The following is a 15,408-nucleotide window of genomic DNA, read 5'->3' as shown; positions in this document are numbered from 1 at the left end:
TCAATCATGTCTCTTTGTCTCGTCGTCGACGACCTGCATCCTTCGTGGCAAAGCCTGTTTCAGGCAGCCAACATCACCACTCATTATCGCCCTGACCTGACGGCTGCTGAAGTGCCCACGGCGTTGGCGGCGCATGCGTATGAGGGCTTAGTGGTGCGTAGCAAGGTGCGCGTGACGGCCGAACTCTTAACCCACGGACCAACGCTCCGCTATGTAGCCCGGGCCGGCGCCGGCGTAGATAATATAGATGAAGCGGCAATGCAGGCCGCTGGCGTTACGCTCCTGAACGCGCCTGAAGGCAACCGCGACGCGGTGGGTGAGTTCGCTTTGGGCCTGTTGCTAGCGCTCCTGCGCAATATTCCGCGGGCCGATCAGGAAGTGCGCCAAAGTATCTGGCAGCGCGAAGCCAACCGAGGCGAGGAGCTGGGGGGCAAAGTGGTCGGAATAATTGGCTACGGACATATGGGGCGAGCCTTTGCCCAGCGACTCGCCAGTTTTGGCTGCACGGTGCTCGCCTACGACCACACCCCGGCCTGCATACCTGATCATCACGCGACGCTGGTGACGCTGAATGAATTGCAGCAGCGAGCCGAAGTATTGAGTCTGCATATTCCGTATTCGGCCTCTAACCACCATTTTGTGAATGAGACGATGCTGCTGGGTTTTCGCAACCCCATTTGGCTGCTGAATACGGCCCGGGGCGAAGTGCTTGATCAGGCGGCTTTGGTGCGCGGCCTGCAAAGCGGGCAGGTGCGGGGAGCAGCCCTGGATGTACTCGAAAATGAGAAGCTTACTACGCTCACACCAGCCCAGCAGGCAACGTTCGATTTTCTGAAAAAAGCCCCCCAGGTTATCCTTTCGCCCCATATTGGCGGCTGGACGCACCAATCATACCAACGCATCAATGAAGTGCTGGTCCAAAAAATTGAAGCCTTTCTGCGGGGCGCGGCGCCGCTCAGCTAGCGTAAGTTGGGCAGGATTCGTATATTTGTCCTAAACCTGTTGGGGAGAACGGTTGGCTTTGCCGACCGTTCTTCTTGTTTTTTAGCTTACCATCCCACCGTCATGGCCACTGTTAATTATTACACCCCCGAAGGCCTGCAAAAGCTCAAGGACGAGCTCCAGGACCTGAAAATCCGCGGCCGGGCCGAGGCTGCCGAGCAACTGCGCGACGCCCGCGACAAAGGCGACCTGAGCGAGAATGCGGAGTACGACGCCGCCAAGGACGCGCAAGGTCACCTGGAACTGAAAATCTCCAAGCTTGAAGAAGTTATTGGCAATGCCCGCGTGATTGATGAATCGAACATCGATGCGAGCAAAGCTTTGATAATGAGCAAAGTCAAGCTTAAAAACATGAAGAACAACATGGTGCTCGACTACATTCTGGTAGCCGAGGAAGAAGCCAACCTCGCCGCCGGTAAGATCTCCGTGAAGTCGCCGATTGGCAAAGGCTTGCTGGGCTTGTCCGTGGGCGACGTAGCCGAAATTACGGTGCCCGCTGGTAAGCTGCAGTTTCAGATTCTGGAGATTTCGCGTTAAGCGCGTCGGCGCACTGCGCACTTGAGAATAAAAACAAAGAGGCGAGACTTGAACAGTCTCGCCTCTTTGCGTTCCAACTTATTTCTACCTTACCGAGCGGTGCAGCACTAAGTTGAGCTTTTGCAGAGACGCGCACTGGCGTCTCGTGGTTGAACGACCGGAACTGCGCCAGCTAAACAATCTCAGCAACGATCAGACGCGAATTCGCGTCTCTACAGCCAATTGCGCTTCAAACTCCTACAAAACCATTCGCTATGCCTTCTATCTTTTCCCGCATCGTTTCGGGCGAGCTGCCAGCCTACAAAGTTGCTGAAGACGCTGATCATCTGGCCTTTCTGGATATTACGCCTTTGGTAGAAGGCCATACCTTGGTTATTCCGAAGCGCGAGGTCGATTATATCTTCGATTTGCCCCCCGCCGAGCTGGCGGCCCTGCATCAGTTTGCCCAGCGCGTGGCGCAGGCCGTGCGCGAGGCCGTGCCGTGCAAGCGCATTGGGGTGGCGGTTATTGGCTTGGAAGTGCCGCACGCACATATCCACCTGATTCCGATGAATCGGGTGTCGGATATGAATTTTGCGAATCCGAAAATCAAAGTGGCCGAAGCGCGCATGAAGGAGCTGGCCGCCGCCATCAGCGCCAAATTGCCCCCCGAGGCAGAAGCAAGCGCACAAGGCCAGGCCACCGAGCCAGCGCCTGATTCTAAAGCAGCTCGGGAATCCAGCAAGGCAAAAATGCCCTCCAGCGACGATGCCCCGGCCTCCGACGCCGTTATGGACCAGCTGCAAACGATGACCAAAGGGCTGTTCTATATGAGCGAGTCGGATGCGCCGCTGGAAGCAGTGAGCTACGCCGCTCCCGAGGGTGAGCTCACCGACGCCGCCCTGCTGAGACTGCTTGGGCAGCCCGACGGCACCCCAGTAGAAACGAAGGAGCTAACGGTGTTTTTGCGCAACCATACTGCTGATAACGGCGTGCTTAACAATGTAGAGCTAGCCAACCGCTTTAAAGCCCTGCAGATGTTTATGAAGCAGGAGCTGCAGGAAACCAAAGTTTATCGCATTGGCAAAGGGCCACAGATTCAGACGTTTGCACTAGGAAAAACCGAAGAAGGCAAGCTGGCCGGCTTCAAAACCGTGCTGACAGAAACCTAGAGCGTAACTCCTTGCAATTGAACACCTTCCTGCCTGATGAAATACTGTGTTTCTCTGCTTAGCGCTTTCCTGCTGTTCAGCGAAAGTAGCTGGGCCCAATCGGCTACCGCGCCTCCAAAATCTGTTCAGAAAGCGCTGAGCAAGGTAAGCGCCGACAATTACAAGGCCCACGTGCAGTACCTGGCCGATGACAAGCTGCAAGGCCGGCTGCCGGGTACGCCGGGCTATCAGATGGCCGTTGAGTACGTTGTAGATCAGCTTAAAAAGGCAGGGGTAGAGCCCGCCGGCGACAATGGCAGCTTCACCCAGCAGGTGCAGCTGCGGCGCGCTTTCACTGAGCCCGATGCTGCCTTGCAGCTGCAAAACACAGCAGGTCAGGCCACTGCACTGAAAGCGGGCGAAGAATTCATCTTGTATCCTAACCCTGAAGTGCCCCGCACGAGCGTGACGGCAGCTCCACTGGTATTTGCTGGATATGGCATCAGCGCCCCAGGTCTGGGCTACGACGACTACGCCGGCCTCGATGTGAAGGGCAAAGTAGTGGTAGTGACCCGGGAGGAGCCAAAGCAGTTTCCGGCCGCCGTACGCCTTTACAATATAGATGTCTTAACCATTCTGCAAACGGCCGCCCGGCATGGGGCCGTGGGCGTGCTTTTGGCTTTCCCGAAGCCTTCCTCCAAGCTGCCAAACTTCAGTCGGGGCGTTGTGAGCGTGCTGGGGCCTGATGGTAAGGTAAGTGTATCGCGCAGCTACGCTGGGGGGCAAATTCAGGTGTTAGGCGCCGTAAACGCGGCCACTTTAAACCAGCTGTTTGCCGGTGCTGCTACTGATACGGCCACTGCCTTCGCAACGCTGCGTGCTGGTCGGGCGGCTTCTGCACCCTTACTGCCGCGCGTAAGTGCCACCCAATCATCGCGCTACCAGGATATAGCCAGCTTCAACGTAGTAGGCAAAATACTGGGCTCCGATCCTCAGCTTCGGGCTGAATACGTGGTGCACAGCGCCCACCTCGACCACATGGGAATTGCCGCTCCGGTGCTGGGCGACTCGCTCTACAACGGCGCCCACGACAATGCAACGGGCGTGGCTAGTCTATTGGAAATTGCCAGTGCCTACAAGAAGCTAAAGCAAAAACCCCGGCGCTCGATTCTCATCGTTGCCGTGACCGGGGAGGAAATGGGGCTGCTGGGCTCGGCGTATTTTGCCCAAAACCCGACCGTGCCCAAAGCGCAGCTGGTGGCCAACATCAACACCGATATGCCCACCATCATCGCTCCTTTATTATCGGTGGTGGCGCTGGGGGCGGAGAATTCCTCCTTGGCCGTGCCTGTAGCCACGGCCAGCCAGATGATGGGCCTGACGGTAGAAGACGACCCCGAACCCACTCAAAATCGCTTTATTCGCTCCGATCAATATAGCTTTGTGGCTCAGGGAATTCCGGCCCTTCATATCAAGTACGGGAATAAGACTGCCGACGGTAAAAATAACTTAAGCGAGCAGGTGCAGGTATGGCGGGCCAAGTATTACCACAAGCCCCAAGACGATATAAATGGGGTGTTCGACTTTGAAGCGGGCAAGAAGTACGCGCAGCTAAATTTCCTTATCGGCTACCAGATTGCCAACCAGGTCCAACGCCCCACCTGGAACCCCGGCAACTTCTTTGGCCAGGCAAAAAAAGCCCCCCAGCCATAGCTCAGGGCATCATGCAATAGCAGCACTGAATGCCCCGCCGCAACCTGGGGCTACAGCTTCGCTTTGGCTGCCAGAAGGGCGATGCACAGTCCCATTACCGCAATAATTGAAAAAGAGATCCGCAGACTGGTAGCGCCCGCAACCAGCCCGATAAGTGGCGGGCCGATTAAAAAACCCAGAAAACCCACCGTGGATACCGCCGCCAGCGCCACGCCCGGCGACATGACAGTGGAGCGTCCGGCTGCTCCGTACACCAGCGGCACCACCGACGAAACCCCAAACCCGACAAGCAGAAAGCCTACGATTGCCGGCCAGAGCTGCGGCACCAGCACCGCCAGCAACAGCCCGGAAGCTGTCAGCAGGCCGCTGAGCTGTAAGGTTCGGGCGCGGCCAAAGTGACTCGTGAAACGGTCGGCTACGAAGCGACCTGCGGCCATAGTGCTCATAAACGCAGTGTAGCCAGCACCTACCCACGCTTTCTCGGCCTGTACAACCTTCCGAAAATACACCCCGCTCCAATCGAACATGGCGCCTTCGCAGATCATACAGCAAAAGGCAATAAGACCCAGGATAAGTAAGGATTTATCGGGTAAAACAAATATTGGCTGGTCGGTGGACGCGCTATTGGCGTCGGCAGGCAATATGTAGCGACCGGCCACCAGCACGCCCGCTATGATAAGACCGGTGATTAAGCCGAAGTGCGGCAGTGGACTGATGCCATACCCGATCATAATAGTGCCTACGGCCGCGCCCACAAAGCCCGCCAAGCTCCAAAGGCCATGAAACGACGCCATAATAGAACGGCTGTAAAGCGCTTCTACACCTACTGCCTGCGTGTTAATGGCGATATTGAGCATGTTGGCTGCCAGCCCGAAGAACACAAGGCAGCTTACCAGCTGCAATGGATTGGCAGCAAGCCCCAGCGTAAGCAAGGTAAAAGCGTACAAAAACGCCCCTGCCAGCGCCACCCAGCGGCTGCCGTGCCGGGCCACCAACCACCCCGACAGCGGCAAGGACAGCATCAGGCCCACGGGTAGCGCCAGCAGCACTAGCCCGAGTTGGGTGTCAGAGAAGCCCATCTGTTGTTGAATAGTAGGTATGCGCGATGCCCAGCTCGCAAAGCATAAGCCCTGCAAAAAGAAAATTGCACTGACAGCCACCCGATGCACGTGCGGCGAAGTAGCTGGAACAGAAGTTTGAGTAAGCATAAGCAGTATGAGGATAGCTCTGGCGAACGAGCATTGAGACAAAAAAAGCCCATGACGCGCCGATGGACGCATGATGGGCAGGATAGTGGGTGAGAGAAAAGGGAGCGGAACGAACTAACTCAAGAGGTAGCTCGGGGCAAAAATACGGCGAAGATCTTTACAAGTTGCCAAGCAGAACAGTCGCTGGGGGCAATCTGGCTGTCACGAGGTAGCGTACGCAAATATGAATTAGGAGCGTGCCACTAAATAATCACCTACTCCGTCATGCAGAGCAGCGCGAAGCATCTTGCGAGCTGAGGTTGCCACACTAACTGTCATGCTGAGCTTGCCGAAGCATCTCTCCCGCTTCGTTGAGCACCGATTGGAATTAGTCACCAGTAGAGATGCTTCGACTCCGCTCAGCATGACGTTCTTGGTTAGTAGAGTAGCATTCCAACGAAACACGCGAGATGCTTCGCGGCGCTCTACATGACGGGCTTTGTAAGTATTTATTGCCTTACTACCGCGTTGGCCCCGTATCCACTCGCGCTTCCAGGCGGTCTTGCGCTTCCAGGGGAATGTTGCTCAGCAAATCAAGGCCGGTAGCTTCTTCAATAGCATCGACCGATACGCGGTAGCGGCTCCAGTCGGGGCTGACGCTCTGATCGTTGGGTGTGTCTATGGCCAGCACACGGGCCTGACCAGCCGCAATGCGCTGGAGGTCGTTGGTGCCTTCGGGCAGGACAACCAGCACCTTCCAGATGCGGGCGGGCACCGTGATGCGGCCCTGATCGATGGTAGTGGCGCGGCCGTTGAGTCCCGTGCCGCCCTTGCCGTAGTTACCCATGATAATGTAGACCTCATTACCGGCATCAACCAGCCGCCGCCCATACTCTTCCAGCCCCGACCAGGTGCGTTGGTTGTTATTAGCGGCCTGAGGTATCATATTGGTCATGAGGAAGGTAGCAGAGTTGTCGTCCAGGTCGGTAGTGCGGTCGGCGGAGGGGCAGTTATGGCCCCGGTCGAAGCCCGAGCCGAGGTAGCTGCCGGTGGAAACCTGGTAGAAGCCGCGGGGCAGGGCAGGGTCGGGGCGGAAGTCGTCCTGGCGGGGGGCGCTGCCCATCCAGGCCCGATTCAGATGCCAGCTTACCCAGTTCGGAATGCCCCGGCCGGCGTTGTAGCTCATGGCGTACTGGTGCTTGCTGAGCAGGTAATTGTTGGGTGTGCTCAGGCTGCTGGTAGCGCCGCTGGGGTTGCCGAGGGCCATATTGTCGTCGCGGCTGACCACGACGGCAGTGCGGGCCGGCGAGCTGGGCGCGGGCACAGAAGCAGGTGCCACTGCCGGCGTAGCAGCGCCGGCCGCCGTAAGCAAAGCAATATCATCGAGGTTGAGGCGGGTGTTGCCGCCATCTGTTTTGCGGATCTCCAGCCGCAATTTGCCCCCCGGACTTACCCCGAAGGTGCTCAGGGTGAGGCGCGGCCCGCTGGTACGTACCGCCGCGCCGGCCCGCTGGTACTGGCGGCCACCGTCCTGACTTATCCATAGCTCCCAAGTGCTGGGCGCGTCGTCGCCGTAGGTAGCGCTGCTGATGCGCACCGACTTGATGCCAGCGGGCGCGTCGAAGTTCATGCGCAGGCGGCCCCGACCCCGGAGACGCACGGCGCGGGTGCCGTTTTTGTGGTCGGTAGGCGCGGAGCCGATCATGGCATCGGTGAAGTGCCAGGAACCGGAAGGCAAAATTTCATCGGCCTCCGCATAAGCGCCTTTGCTGCCCGTCTCGAAGGTTTCGAGCAAGGCCGGCGTTGCCGACTGCACTGGTATGGCGGACGGCCCGCCTGGCCGCGTAGACGAAGGCGTTTCGGGTGTTTGCTGAGAACAGGCCAGCGGCGCCAGGGCCAGCAAGAAACCAGTAAATAGGAGAGAGGCGGGCAGACGCATGGCTGGGGGGCTTTTTAGAGTTACAACAATACAAATAAGCAGTGTAGGTTGCTGCCCGCGTGCGGTCGCAACGCGTCTCTACCGCACGCGGCAGATATGTTTACCTATTCAAATAATTCTATACTTTGAGCCATGAAGAAACTACTTTTCCTCGGCCTGTTTTGCTTATGCATGCAGATAGCACAGGCCCAGACTGCGCCCACTGCGGTGGCAGCCAGCGCGGCGGCCAGCAAAGACGACGATACGATGGTGCTGGCTCTGAGCGGCACGTCGGCAGAAAGCTGGCGGCGGCTGGCTCAGGTGCTGGTGCAGCGCGGCTACAGCATCGCCCACAGCGATAATTCCCTGTTTACGGTTACCACAAATGGGCTGTTTAAGCGCAGTATTGGAGTGTTGAGTGTGGCGGGCACCGTGGTAGGCGAGACGTTGCAGGTGCGCCTATACTGGGGCAGTGCTTCGGACACCGGCGGCGGGCAGCCCTTGCTTACCCGCCGCAAGCAAAGCGAGCGGTGGGTAGAGCTAGTAGCCATTGGGCAGGCATATGGCGGGCCCGTAAGCTACACGACTTCCGTACCTGACTAGAAAGGCAGCCCCTTCGTGCCAAAAAGCCCCCCGGGGCTGGTTATGCAAGAGAAGGTGGGCTAGTGGGCGAGGCTCTGCCAAAACCCTAGCATTACCCGCCCCTGACCATTACCTTGCTACCTAAACTGCCCTTTCTATGGTCTCAACTACTACCCTAAAATCATTGCTGGCCGTCAGTACGTTAGCGGCTGCCTCACTTCTCGGTAGCTGCGGTAGCTCCGATACTACTGCCACCGCCGACCCCGCCGCTGAAGTCAATGAAAGCTTTGAGCGCTATAAGAATCAGTTTATCGATTCGCTCTGGTACTACAATCCACGGCTAGCCTCGGCAAAGGGCAATCATCGGTATGATTCACTGTTAGTTATCCCGACGGCGGCGCGGCGGGAAGTAGAGGCTGCTGCCCAGACCCGGATGCGCAAGAGCCTGACGGGTTTCAAGGTCAATGATTTGTCGGCGAATAACCAGACCGATTATCATCTGCTGCTTAACTATCTGGATAAGTCGCGCTTTTATAGCGATACCCTGCGCAGCTGGTCCTGGGACCCTTCCAGCTATAACCTGGGCGCGTCGGTTGCCGAAATCCTGAACGGCCGCTACTATCCGCTGGATCGGCGGCTGCGGGCAATTTCCATTAAGATCGACCACGCCCCTGATTACTACGAGGCGGCCCAGACCAACATCGAGCGTCCGACCCGTGAGCACACCGAGCTGGCCATCTTGCAGAATGAGGGCGGGTTGCAGGTGTTTGGGCCAGCGTTGCAGGACTCCATCAAACGCTCCGGCTTGGATGCGCGCGAGAAGAAAGAGCTGCAAGACCGCATTGCCACCACGCGCCTGGTAATAGAGAACTACCTGAAGTTTTTGCGCGGCGAAGTGCTGGCGGGAGGCAAATTTCGGAGCTTCCGCCTGGGTAAAGAGCTGTTCGACCGCAAGTTTGCTCTGGATATTCAGTCGGCTTACTCCGCCGATCAAGTGTACCAGAAAGCGCAGGATAACCGGGCTTACCTGCTGCGTGATATGGGCCGCCGCGCGGCCCGTCTGTGGCCCAAGTACTTTGCCGGTCAGCCCATGCCCACCGATTCGGTAGCCATGATTCAGCGCGTAATCAGCCGCTTATCGGAAAAGCACGCAACGAAGGAGGGTTTCGTGGAGGCTGTGAAAGCTCAGATTCCAGTGTTGATAAAATTTGTCAACGATAAGAAGCTGCTCACCCAGGACCCGAGCAAGCCGCTGGTCGTGCGCGAAACGCCGCTCTACATGCGCGGTAGCGGCGCGGGCGCCAGCATTTCGGCCCCCGGCCCTTACGATAAGGCCGCCAATACCTACTACAACGTAGAACCGCTGGACAACCTTACGCCAGCTCAGGCCGAGAGCTATCTGCGTGAGTACAACGACTATACCCTCCAGATTTTGAACATCCACGAGGCTATTCCGGGCCATTATACCCAACTCGTATATGCCAACCGCTCGCCCTCGCTGGTAAAAGCCATTTTTGGCAACGGCGCGATGGTGGAAGGCTGGGCCGTGTATGCTGAGCGCATGATGCTGGAGAGCGGCTACGGCCAGAACAGCGACGAAATCTGGCTGATGTGGGACAAATGGAACATGCGCGTGACCCTCAATACCATCCTCGACCACGAGGTGCACGTAGGAAATATCTCCCGCGAAGCGGCTCTGAAAATGCTTCAGCGCGACGGATTTCAGGAAGAAAGCGAAACGACTAACAAGTGGCGTCGGGCCACGCTCTCGCAGGTGCAGCTCAGCAGCTACTTCAGCGGCTACACCGCCATCTATGATCTGCGCGAAGAGCTGAAAAAAGAGCTGGGGGGCAAATTTGACCTCAAATCCTTTAACGAGCAGTTTCTGAGCTATGGCAGCGCGCCCGTCAAGTACATTCGGGCCATGATGCTGAAGGCAGTTTAAGTACCTAAAGTATAGCTATGTAATAAGGAGGCCGCGCCAAATGGGAATCTTTTGGGCGGCTTTCTTGTCTGCGGGCCGTGCGGTTGAGTTTGGGGTTGTCTTTGTTTGTGTTGGCTGCTACTATGAAAGATTCTACCCCTTTGGGCGTTTTGGATACCGATGATGAAGGCTTGCGCCGCCTCATTCATGAGCATCTTAAAGTGTTCGTTAAGTTTACTTCGCCCAACTGTAAGATCTGTGAGCAGCTTGCGCCGCATCTTGTCCAATTTGCTGATCAGGAGGTGTTTGCGTCCATCCGCTTCCTGCGTCTGAACTCCGACGAAAATCCGGTGGCTCAAAAGATGATGAAGGAAAAGGTGGCCCCCTTCTTTGTTTCGTATTGCCAGGGCCTTTTGCTGGAGTGCGACACGCTGTATGTTGAAGAAGAAGTACGAAATATGCTCACCCGACTACGGCATTTCATCCCTCAAAAAGCCTAGAACGCCTAAGCTTATGCAAGTGCTGCTACCCCGACCTACACCATTGATTAATTATTAGGCACAGGTTAGATGACAGGTGAGAGGAGCATAAAAGCTGGGCTTGCTACTCTGTTTTCTTCCCGTCCCTCAGCGGAACATCGCCGCCAATCCAGATACTTTTCTGGTTGACAAACTCCCGGATTCCCAGGTACGACAGCTCTCGCCCGTAGCCCGACTTCTTGACGCCGCCAAAGGGCATCTCGGGCGAAGATTTTACCATCGAGTTCACAAAAACGGCCCCCGCCTCCACCCGGCGGGCCAGCGCTTCGCCCCGCTTCGCATCGTGGGTCCAGATGGCGCCACCGAGGCCAAACGGCGAATCGTTGGCCAGCCGGACAGCATCGTCGGCGTCGTGGGCTTCCAGAACAAGCGCCACGGGCCCAAACAATTCCTCGTGGTAGGCTCGCTGACCGGGCTTCACGCGGGAAAGAATCATGGGCCGAAACAGGGCATTCCCCGCCTCAGATTGCCCCCCATACAGCTCTACTTTTGCCCCCTGACGCACGGAGTCTTCTACTTGCTCCGTGAGCTCGTCGGCCAGATCGGGGCGGGCTAGCGGGCCGTATTGCGTGGCTTCATCCAGTGGGTCGCCGGTGCGAAAAGCCAGCAGATGAGTCTTTAATTGGTTGATAAACTCCTTGATGACAGGTTTTTCCACAATAAACCGCTTGGCCGCAATGCAGCTCTGGCCCGCGTTGATCATGCGGGCCTGGGCAGCTGTTTTGGCGGCCAGCTCCAGGTCGGCGTCGGCCAGCACGATAAAGGCGTCGGAGCCCCCCAGCTCCAGCACGGTCTTTTTGATGTGAGCGCCCGCAGTAGCGGCCACTTTCGAGCCGGCCAGCTCGCTGCCCGTCAGCGTAACCGCCTTCAGCCGATCATCAGCGATGAGCTTTTCTACGAGGTCGCTGCCAATCAGCAGGGTCCGGAAGGTGGCAGCAGGGAAGCCAGCATCGTGGAAAATGGCCTCCAGGGCCAGCGCGCACTGAGGTACGTTGGAGGCGTGCTTGAGCAAACCCACATTACCAGCCATCAGGGCCGGCGCCGCGAAGCGGACCACCTGCCAGAAAGGGAAGTTCCAGGGCATTACGGCCAGTACAACACCCAGGGGCTCGTGGGAAATAAAGCTGCGCTGGGCGGGCGTCTTTATCAGCTCATCCTGCAGAAATTCTTCCGCGTGGTCGGCGTAGTAGTCGCAGGTGAGGGCGCATTTCTCCACTTCTGCCCGACCATCGGCCACGGGCTTGCCCATTTCTATAGCCATCAGGCGGGCTAGCTCATCCTGACGCGCGCGGAGCAGGGCAGCGGCACGGTGCATACGCTCTGCGCGGTGCGCAAAGCTGGTAGTGCGCCAGGTAAGCGCTTCGCGGGCGGCCTGTGCCAGAATGCGTTCTGTTTTAGCCCAAGAGAATGCCCGGAAACGTCGCACAACGCGACCGGTATAAGGGTTGAAGGATTCGATAGCCATGCGGAAAGTAATAGGACGAGTAGTGATTGATAGGGTACGCAACCTGTAGGGAGTTGGTAAAGGCAAGAACAAAAATGTGGTTTTGTGGTATATCCACGGAAACCCGGCAGTGTACGTAAGCACAACAGCTATTTCAACTGTATCAGCCACGTCGATTTAGCGGAATACAAGCATTATGCTTTACTTTCGTACGGCGGCCGCCTCTATTTGTAGCAAGCCCCATATTCTTCAGTCCGTTCCAGTGTCAGTCAACCACCCAGAATCGTTAATACCTGCGCCCGAGGAATTGCTGGTGCAACGACTGCGCGACCGCGACGAGGCGGCTATGACGGTCTTTTACGATAAATACTCGGCCGCCCTATACGGGGTGATTCTCCGAATTGTCAAAAAAGAGGAAATAGCCGAAGATGTCTTGCAGGAAAGTTTAGTGAAGATATGGCACTCTTTTGCCTCCTACGATGCTTCTAAGGGGCGTTTGTTTACGTGGGTGGTGAACGTATGCCGGAATTTAGCTATTGACAAAATCCGGTCTCGACAGTACCGCGTAGGTAGTCGTACACAGCCGCTGGAGGACAGCGCCGCGGTGCGTCAGGCGGCCCCTACAGGGTTTCAGCCCGACCATATCGGCCTGCAGGAGATAACGAAGAAACTCAACCCTGAGCAGAAACAAGTTATTGACCTGCTGTACTTTGGCGGATTTACTCAAAGTGAAGTGGCAGACGAATTAAACCTGCCCCTTGGCACGGTAAAAACCCGTGCCCGGGCGGCTATTAAAGTACTCGCAAAATTGGTTCGGTAATCGTGGATATTCAGGAATATATCGAATCAGGCATCCTCGAACAGTACGCCCTTGGCGAGCTGAGCGAGGCAGAGCGTGCGGCAGTGGAAGCACAGGCCGCAGCGCACCCCGAAATTGCACAAGAGCTCGATCAGGTACAGCAGGCCCTCGGCTTTTATGCCCAGGCTCACGCCGAAACGCCCCCCGCCGCGATGCGTGAGCGGGTGTTATCGGGTTGGCAGGCAGCTATCCGGACGGAAGCTCAAAAAGCCCCCCAGAACAATTCTACAGCCGCGCCCGCTGCACCTGCCGAACCAGTGGTTCGGCAGATGACTCCTTTGGAGCCCGAAACGGTCACTACTGCCTCAGGATCTGCTTTTCGCTGGATGCTGGCAGCTTCGGTAGCGCTGTTGCTGGCCAGCGGCTTCGCTAACTTTGTGCTGTACACCCGCTGGCGCGACGCGGCCGCTGATCTGGCTATTGCCCGCACCGAGCAGAGCCGTACAGCATCCGTCATGCAGGCTTCGGAGCGGATGTTGGCGGTGCGTCAGCAGGAGTTGGAAGTACTACGCAGCGACGAATTCCGGACGGTGGCATTGGCGGGTACGGCTGCGGCTCCTTCGGCCAGTGCCCGGGTGCTGTACAACCCCAAAACCAAGGCTGTATACCTCGATGTTCGCAAATTGCCTGTGCCTCCTTCGGGCAAACAGTATCAGCTGTGGGCTTTGGACAACGGCAAGCCGGTTGATGCAGGCGTACTAGCCGCCGCTACCACGGCCGGCGACAGCCTTCAGCAAATGAAAGATATTGCCAGCGCGCAAGCGTTTGCCATGACGGTAGAGCCAGTGGGCGGCAGCGTCAATCCTACGCTCTCTACTCTGACCGTAATTGGCAATATTTAAGAAATAAGCCGGCTTGGCATGGCAGCCAAAAAGTAGTTAGAAGGACCTATTTACCGAAAGCAGAAATTCCTGCCTCGATAAGTAGGTCCTTCTTGATATAGTCGATTGGGGGGCTTTTTAGTTAGCTTGACTGACTAGTTTACAAACTCCGAAAATGCTGCCCCCATCATGCATTTAAATTGTTATTCGTACGCTTACACCTTCCGTTTCCCTCACAACCATGGAAAAATCAACGTATTATAACCCCGCCGACTTAGCCAAATTTGGAAACGTTGCGGATTGGCAGCCCGAAATGGGCGCTAAATTCTTCGACTATTATGGCGAAGTTTTCAAAGAAGGCGCTTTATCGGAGCGTGAAAAGGCTCTCATAGCTTTGGCCGTGGCTCACGCCGTGCAATGCCCTTATTGCATTGATGCGTATACTGTGGATTCGCTCCAGAAAGGCGCCGACGAAGCGCAAATGATGGAGGCTGTACATGTAGCGGTGGCCATCAAAGGCGGCGCTGCCTTGGTGCACAGCGTACAGATGATGAACAAAGCCAAAGAACTGTCTATGTAATTGAATGGTTAAATGGCTGGATGGCTACATGGCTGGTCGTTTTCGTTTGTCAGTTGAACAATCATCCATTTTAACCTTCAGCTATTTAAGTATTTATCTATTCAGCCCATGAAATCACTGCACGCCCAACACCACGCCCTTGCCGATACCAGCTACCAGCTTACGGTGCTGAGTGAGGCAGAAGCGGCGGGTGCCCGGCTGCCGGCCTTTGCTCACAAGCTGCGCGAATCGGGTCTGCTGCCGCTGCGCCCCACTGAGCTGGCCGTGATGCAGGTGAACGTGGGCAAGATGTGCAACCAGACCTGCCGCCATTGCCACGTAGACGCCGGCCCCGACCGCACTGAGATAATGACGCGCGCTACCATGCAGCTTTGCCTCGATGCGTTGGCTCAAACTACTATTCCGGTAGTTGACCTGACAGGTGGCGCGCCGGAAATGAACCCCGATTTTCGCTGGTTCGTGGAGCAGATTTCGGCCCTGGGGCGGCAGGCTATCGTGCGCTGCAACCTGACGATTATTGTAGCCAACCCGAAATACCACGATTTGCCTGAATTCTTCGCCCGCCACCGCGTGCGGGTAGTGTCGTCGTTGCCGCACTTTTCGGCGGCCCGCACCGATGCCCAACGGGGCGAGGGAGTTTTTGGGCGCTCTATCCGGGCCCTGCGAATGCTGAACGCGGTGGGCTACGGCGTAGAAGGGTCCGGCCTGCTGCTCGACTTAGTGTATAATCCGTCGGGGGCCTTTTTGCCGGGCAATCAGGCGGGGCTGGAGCGGGAGTTCAAGCAGCGCTTGCTGCGGGAGCATGAAGTGGTGTTTAATAACTTGTTGGCTATCACCAATCTACCGATAAGCCGTTTTATGGAATACCTGCTGGAAAGCGGCAACTACGAAAGCTATATGGAAAAGCTGGTGGCCGCTTACAACCCCGTGGCGGCGGCCAATGTGATGTGCCGCAGCACGCTTTCCATCGGTTGGGACGGGCAGCTTTACGACTGCGACTTCAACCAGCAGCTTGATCTGAACGTGGCCCAAAATGCCCCCCAGCACATCCGTTCTTTCAACGCCGCCGCCTTGCAAGACCGGGCTATTGTAATTAATCAGCACTGCTACGGCTGCACCGCGGGCGCTGGCTCCAGCTGTGGCGGCGCCACGGCGTAGGTGAGATGATGAGT

At 56.9% G+C, this 15,408-nt stretch carries 14 protein-coding genes; 11 read left to right on the top strand and 3 right to left on the bottom strand.

Annotated elements, in window-relative coordinates; translation table 11 throughout:
* Positions 1–6: 6 nt before the first annotated feature.
* From IEW06_RS09290 to IEW06_RS09275, 4 genes are all read left to right on the top strand, one after another.
* Complete coding sequence (locus IEW06_RS09290) at positions 7–963, top strand: NAD(P)-dependent oxidoreductase (RefSeq protein WP_187732291.1); 957 nt, start codon at positions 7–9, stop codon at positions 961–963.
* A gap of 102 nt (positions 964–1,065) precedes the next feature.
* Complete coding sequence (gene greA, locus IEW06_RS09285) at positions 1,066–1,539, top strand: transcription elongation factor GreA (RefSeq protein WP_133273200.1); 474 nt, start codon at positions 1,066–1,068, stop codon at positions 1,537–1,539.
* A 254-nt stretch (positions 1,540–1,793) separates the two neighbouring features.
* Positions 1,794–2,690: a nuclease A inhibitor family protein gene (locus tag IEW06_RS20910; RefSeq protein ID WP_188548163.1), complete on the top strand. Its 897-nt coding sequence runs from the start codon at positions 1,794–1,796 to the stop codon at positions 2,688–2,690.
* A gap of 36 nt (positions 2,691–2,726) precedes the next feature.
* Positions 2,727–4,382, top strand: a complete 1,656-nt coding sequence (locus IEW06_RS09275; protein ID WP_229743084.1) for a M28 family peptidase — start codon at positions 2,727–2,729, stop codon at positions 4,380–4,382.
* Positions 4,383–4,432: 50 nt separating this feature from the next.
* Here IEW06_RS09275 and IEW06_RS09270 read toward each other — a convergent pair whose 3' ends face one another.
* Together IEW06_RS09270 and IEW06_RS09265 are read right to left on the bottom strand one after the other, a co-directional pair.
* On the bottom strand, positions 4,433–5,590 hold the full coding sequence (locus tag IEW06_RS09270; protein WP_187732290.1) for an MFS transporter: 1,158 nt from the start codon (positions 5,588–5,590) through the stop codon (positions 4,433–4,435).
* A gap of 499 nt (positions 5,591–6,089) precedes the next feature.
* Positions 6,090–7,508 (bottom strand): DNA/RNA non-specific endonuclease, encoded by a 1,419-nt coding sequence (locus IEW06_RS09265; RefSeq protein WP_188548162.1) that lies wholly within the window; start codon positions 7,506–7,508, stop codon positions 6,090–6,092.
* A 132-nt stretch (positions 7,509–7,640) separates the two neighbouring features.
* On the opposite strand from IEW06_RS09265, the gene IEW06_RS09260 reads away from it, so the two are divergent.
* From IEW06_RS09260 to IEW06_RS09250, 3 genes are all read left to right on the top strand, one after another.
* Complete coding sequence (locus IEW06_RS09260; protein WP_187732288.1) at positions 7,641–8,090, top strand: hypothetical protein; 450 nt, start codon at positions 7,641–7,643, stop codon at positions 8,088–8,090.
* Between the two features lie 136 nt (positions 8,091–8,226).
* Positions 8,227–10,014, top strand: coding sequence for a DUF885 domain-containing protein (locus IEW06_RS09255; RefSeq protein ID WP_188548161.1), 1,788 nt, complete (start codon positions 8,227–8,229; stop codon positions 10,012–10,014).
* 122 nt (positions 10,015–10,136) lie between these two features.
* Positions 10,137–10,493: a thioredoxin family protein gene (locus IEW06_RS09250; RefSeq protein ID WP_187732287.1), complete on the top strand. Its 357-nt coding sequence runs from the start codon at positions 10,137–10,139 to the stop codon at positions 10,491–10,493.
* 103 nt (positions 10,494–10,596) lie between these two features.
* Here IEW06_RS09250 and IEW06_RS09245 read toward each other — a convergent pair whose 3' ends face one another.
* Complete coding sequence (locus IEW06_RS09245; protein WP_187732286.1) at positions 10,597–11,997, bottom strand: NAD-dependent succinate-semialdehyde dehydrogenase; 1,401 nt, start codon at positions 11,995–11,997, stop codon at positions 10,597–10,599.
* A 175-nt stretch (positions 11,998–12,172) separates the two neighbouring features.
* On the opposite strand from IEW06_RS09245, the gene IEW06_RS09240 reads away from it, so the two are divergent.
* From IEW06_RS09240 to arsS, 4 genes are all read left to right on the top strand, one after another.
* On the top strand, positions 12,173–12,796 hold the full coding sequence (locus IEW06_RS09240) for an RNA polymerase sigma factor (protein ID WP_187732285.1): 624 nt from the start codon (positions 12,173–12,175) through the stop codon (positions 12,794–12,796).
* A 2-nt stretch (positions 12,797–12,798) separates the two neighbouring features.
* Positions 12,799–13,677, top strand: coding sequence for an anti-sigma factor (locus tag IEW06_RS09235; RefSeq protein ID WP_188548160.1), 879 nt, complete (start codon positions 12,799–12,801; stop codon positions 13,675–13,677).
* 220 nt (positions 13,678–13,897) lie between these two features.
* Positions 13,898–14,236 (top strand): arsenosugar biosynthesis-associated peroxidase-like protein, encoded by a 339-nt coding sequence (locus tag IEW06_RS09230; protein WP_187732283.1) that lies wholly within the window; start codon positions 13,898–13,900, stop codon positions 14,234–14,236.
* A 108-nt stretch (positions 14,237–14,344) separates the two neighbouring features.
* Positions 14,345–15,394, top strand: a complete 1,050-nt coding sequence (gene arsS / locus IEW06_RS09225; RefSeq protein ID WP_188548159.1) for an arsenosugar biosynthesis radical SAM (seleno)protein ArsS — start codon at positions 14,345–14,347, stop codon at positions 15,392–15,394.
* The last annotated feature ends 14 nt before the right edge of the window (positions 15,395–15,408 follow it).

The organism is Hymenobacter qilianensis, assembly GCF_014638675.1.
Lineage (GTDB): Bacteria > Bacteroidota > Bacteroidia > Cytophagales > Hymenobacteraceae > Hymenobacter > Hymenobacter qilianensis.
Note: the sequence above shows the minus strand (reverse complement) of the source record. Positions and strands in the feature narration are given on the sequence as shown.

Excerpts from the sequence above, each read along its gene's own strand:
- IEW06_RS09250 (WP_187732287.1), top strand. The coding sequence starts at position 10,137 with ATGAAAGATTCTACCCCTTTGGGCGTTTTGGATACCGATGATGAAGGC.
- arsS (WP_188548159.1), top strand. The coding sequence starts at position 14,345 with ATGAAATCACTGCACGCCCAACACCACGCCCTTGCCGATACCAGCTAC.
- IEW06_RS09265 (WP_188548162.1), bottom strand. The coding sequence starts at position 7,508 with ATGCGTCTGCCCGCCTCTCTCCTATTTACTGGTTTCTTGCTGGCCCTG.
- IEW06_RS09290 (WP_187732291.1), top strand. The coding sequence starts at position 7 with ATGTCTCTTTGTCTCGTCGTCGACGACCTGCATCCTTCGTGGCAAAGC.
- IEW06_RS09240 (WP_187732285.1), top strand. The coding sequence starts at position 12,173 with ATGCTTTACTTTCGTACGGCGGCCGCCTCTATTTGTAGCAAGCCCCAT.
- IEW06_RS09230 (WP_187732283.1), top strand. The coding sequence starts at position 13,898 with ATGGAAAAATCAACGTATTATAACCCCGCCGACTTAGCCAAATTTGGA.
- IEW06_RS09270 (WP_187732290.1), bottom strand. The coding sequence starts at position 5,590 with ATGCTTACTCAAACTTCTGTTCCAGCTACTTCGCCGCACGTGCATCGG.
- IEW06_RS20910 (WP_188548163.1), top strand. The coding sequence starts at position 1,794 with ATGCCTTCTATCTTTTCCCGCATCGTTTCGGGCGAGCTGCCAGCCTAC.
- IEW06_RS09260 (WP_187732288.1), top strand. The coding sequence starts at position 7,641 with ATGAAGAAACTACTTTTCCTCGGCCTGTTTTGCTTATGCATGCAGATA.
- IEW06_RS09275 (WP_229743084.1), top strand. The coding sequence starts at position 2,727 with ATGAAATACTGTGTTTCTCTGCTTAGCGCTTTCCTGCTGTTCAGCGAA.
- IEW06_RS09245 (WP_187732286.1), bottom strand. The coding sequence starts at position 11,997 with ATGGCTATCGAATCCTTCAACCCTTATACCGGTCGCGTTGTGCGACGT.
- IEW06_RS09255 (WP_188548161.1), top strand. The coding sequence starts at position 8,227 with ATGGTCTCAACTACTACCCTAAAATCATTGCTGGCCGTCAGTACGTTA.
- greA (WP_133273200.1), top strand. The coding sequence starts at position 1,066 with ATGGCCACTGTTAATTATTACACCCCCGAAGGCCTGCAAAAGCTCAAG.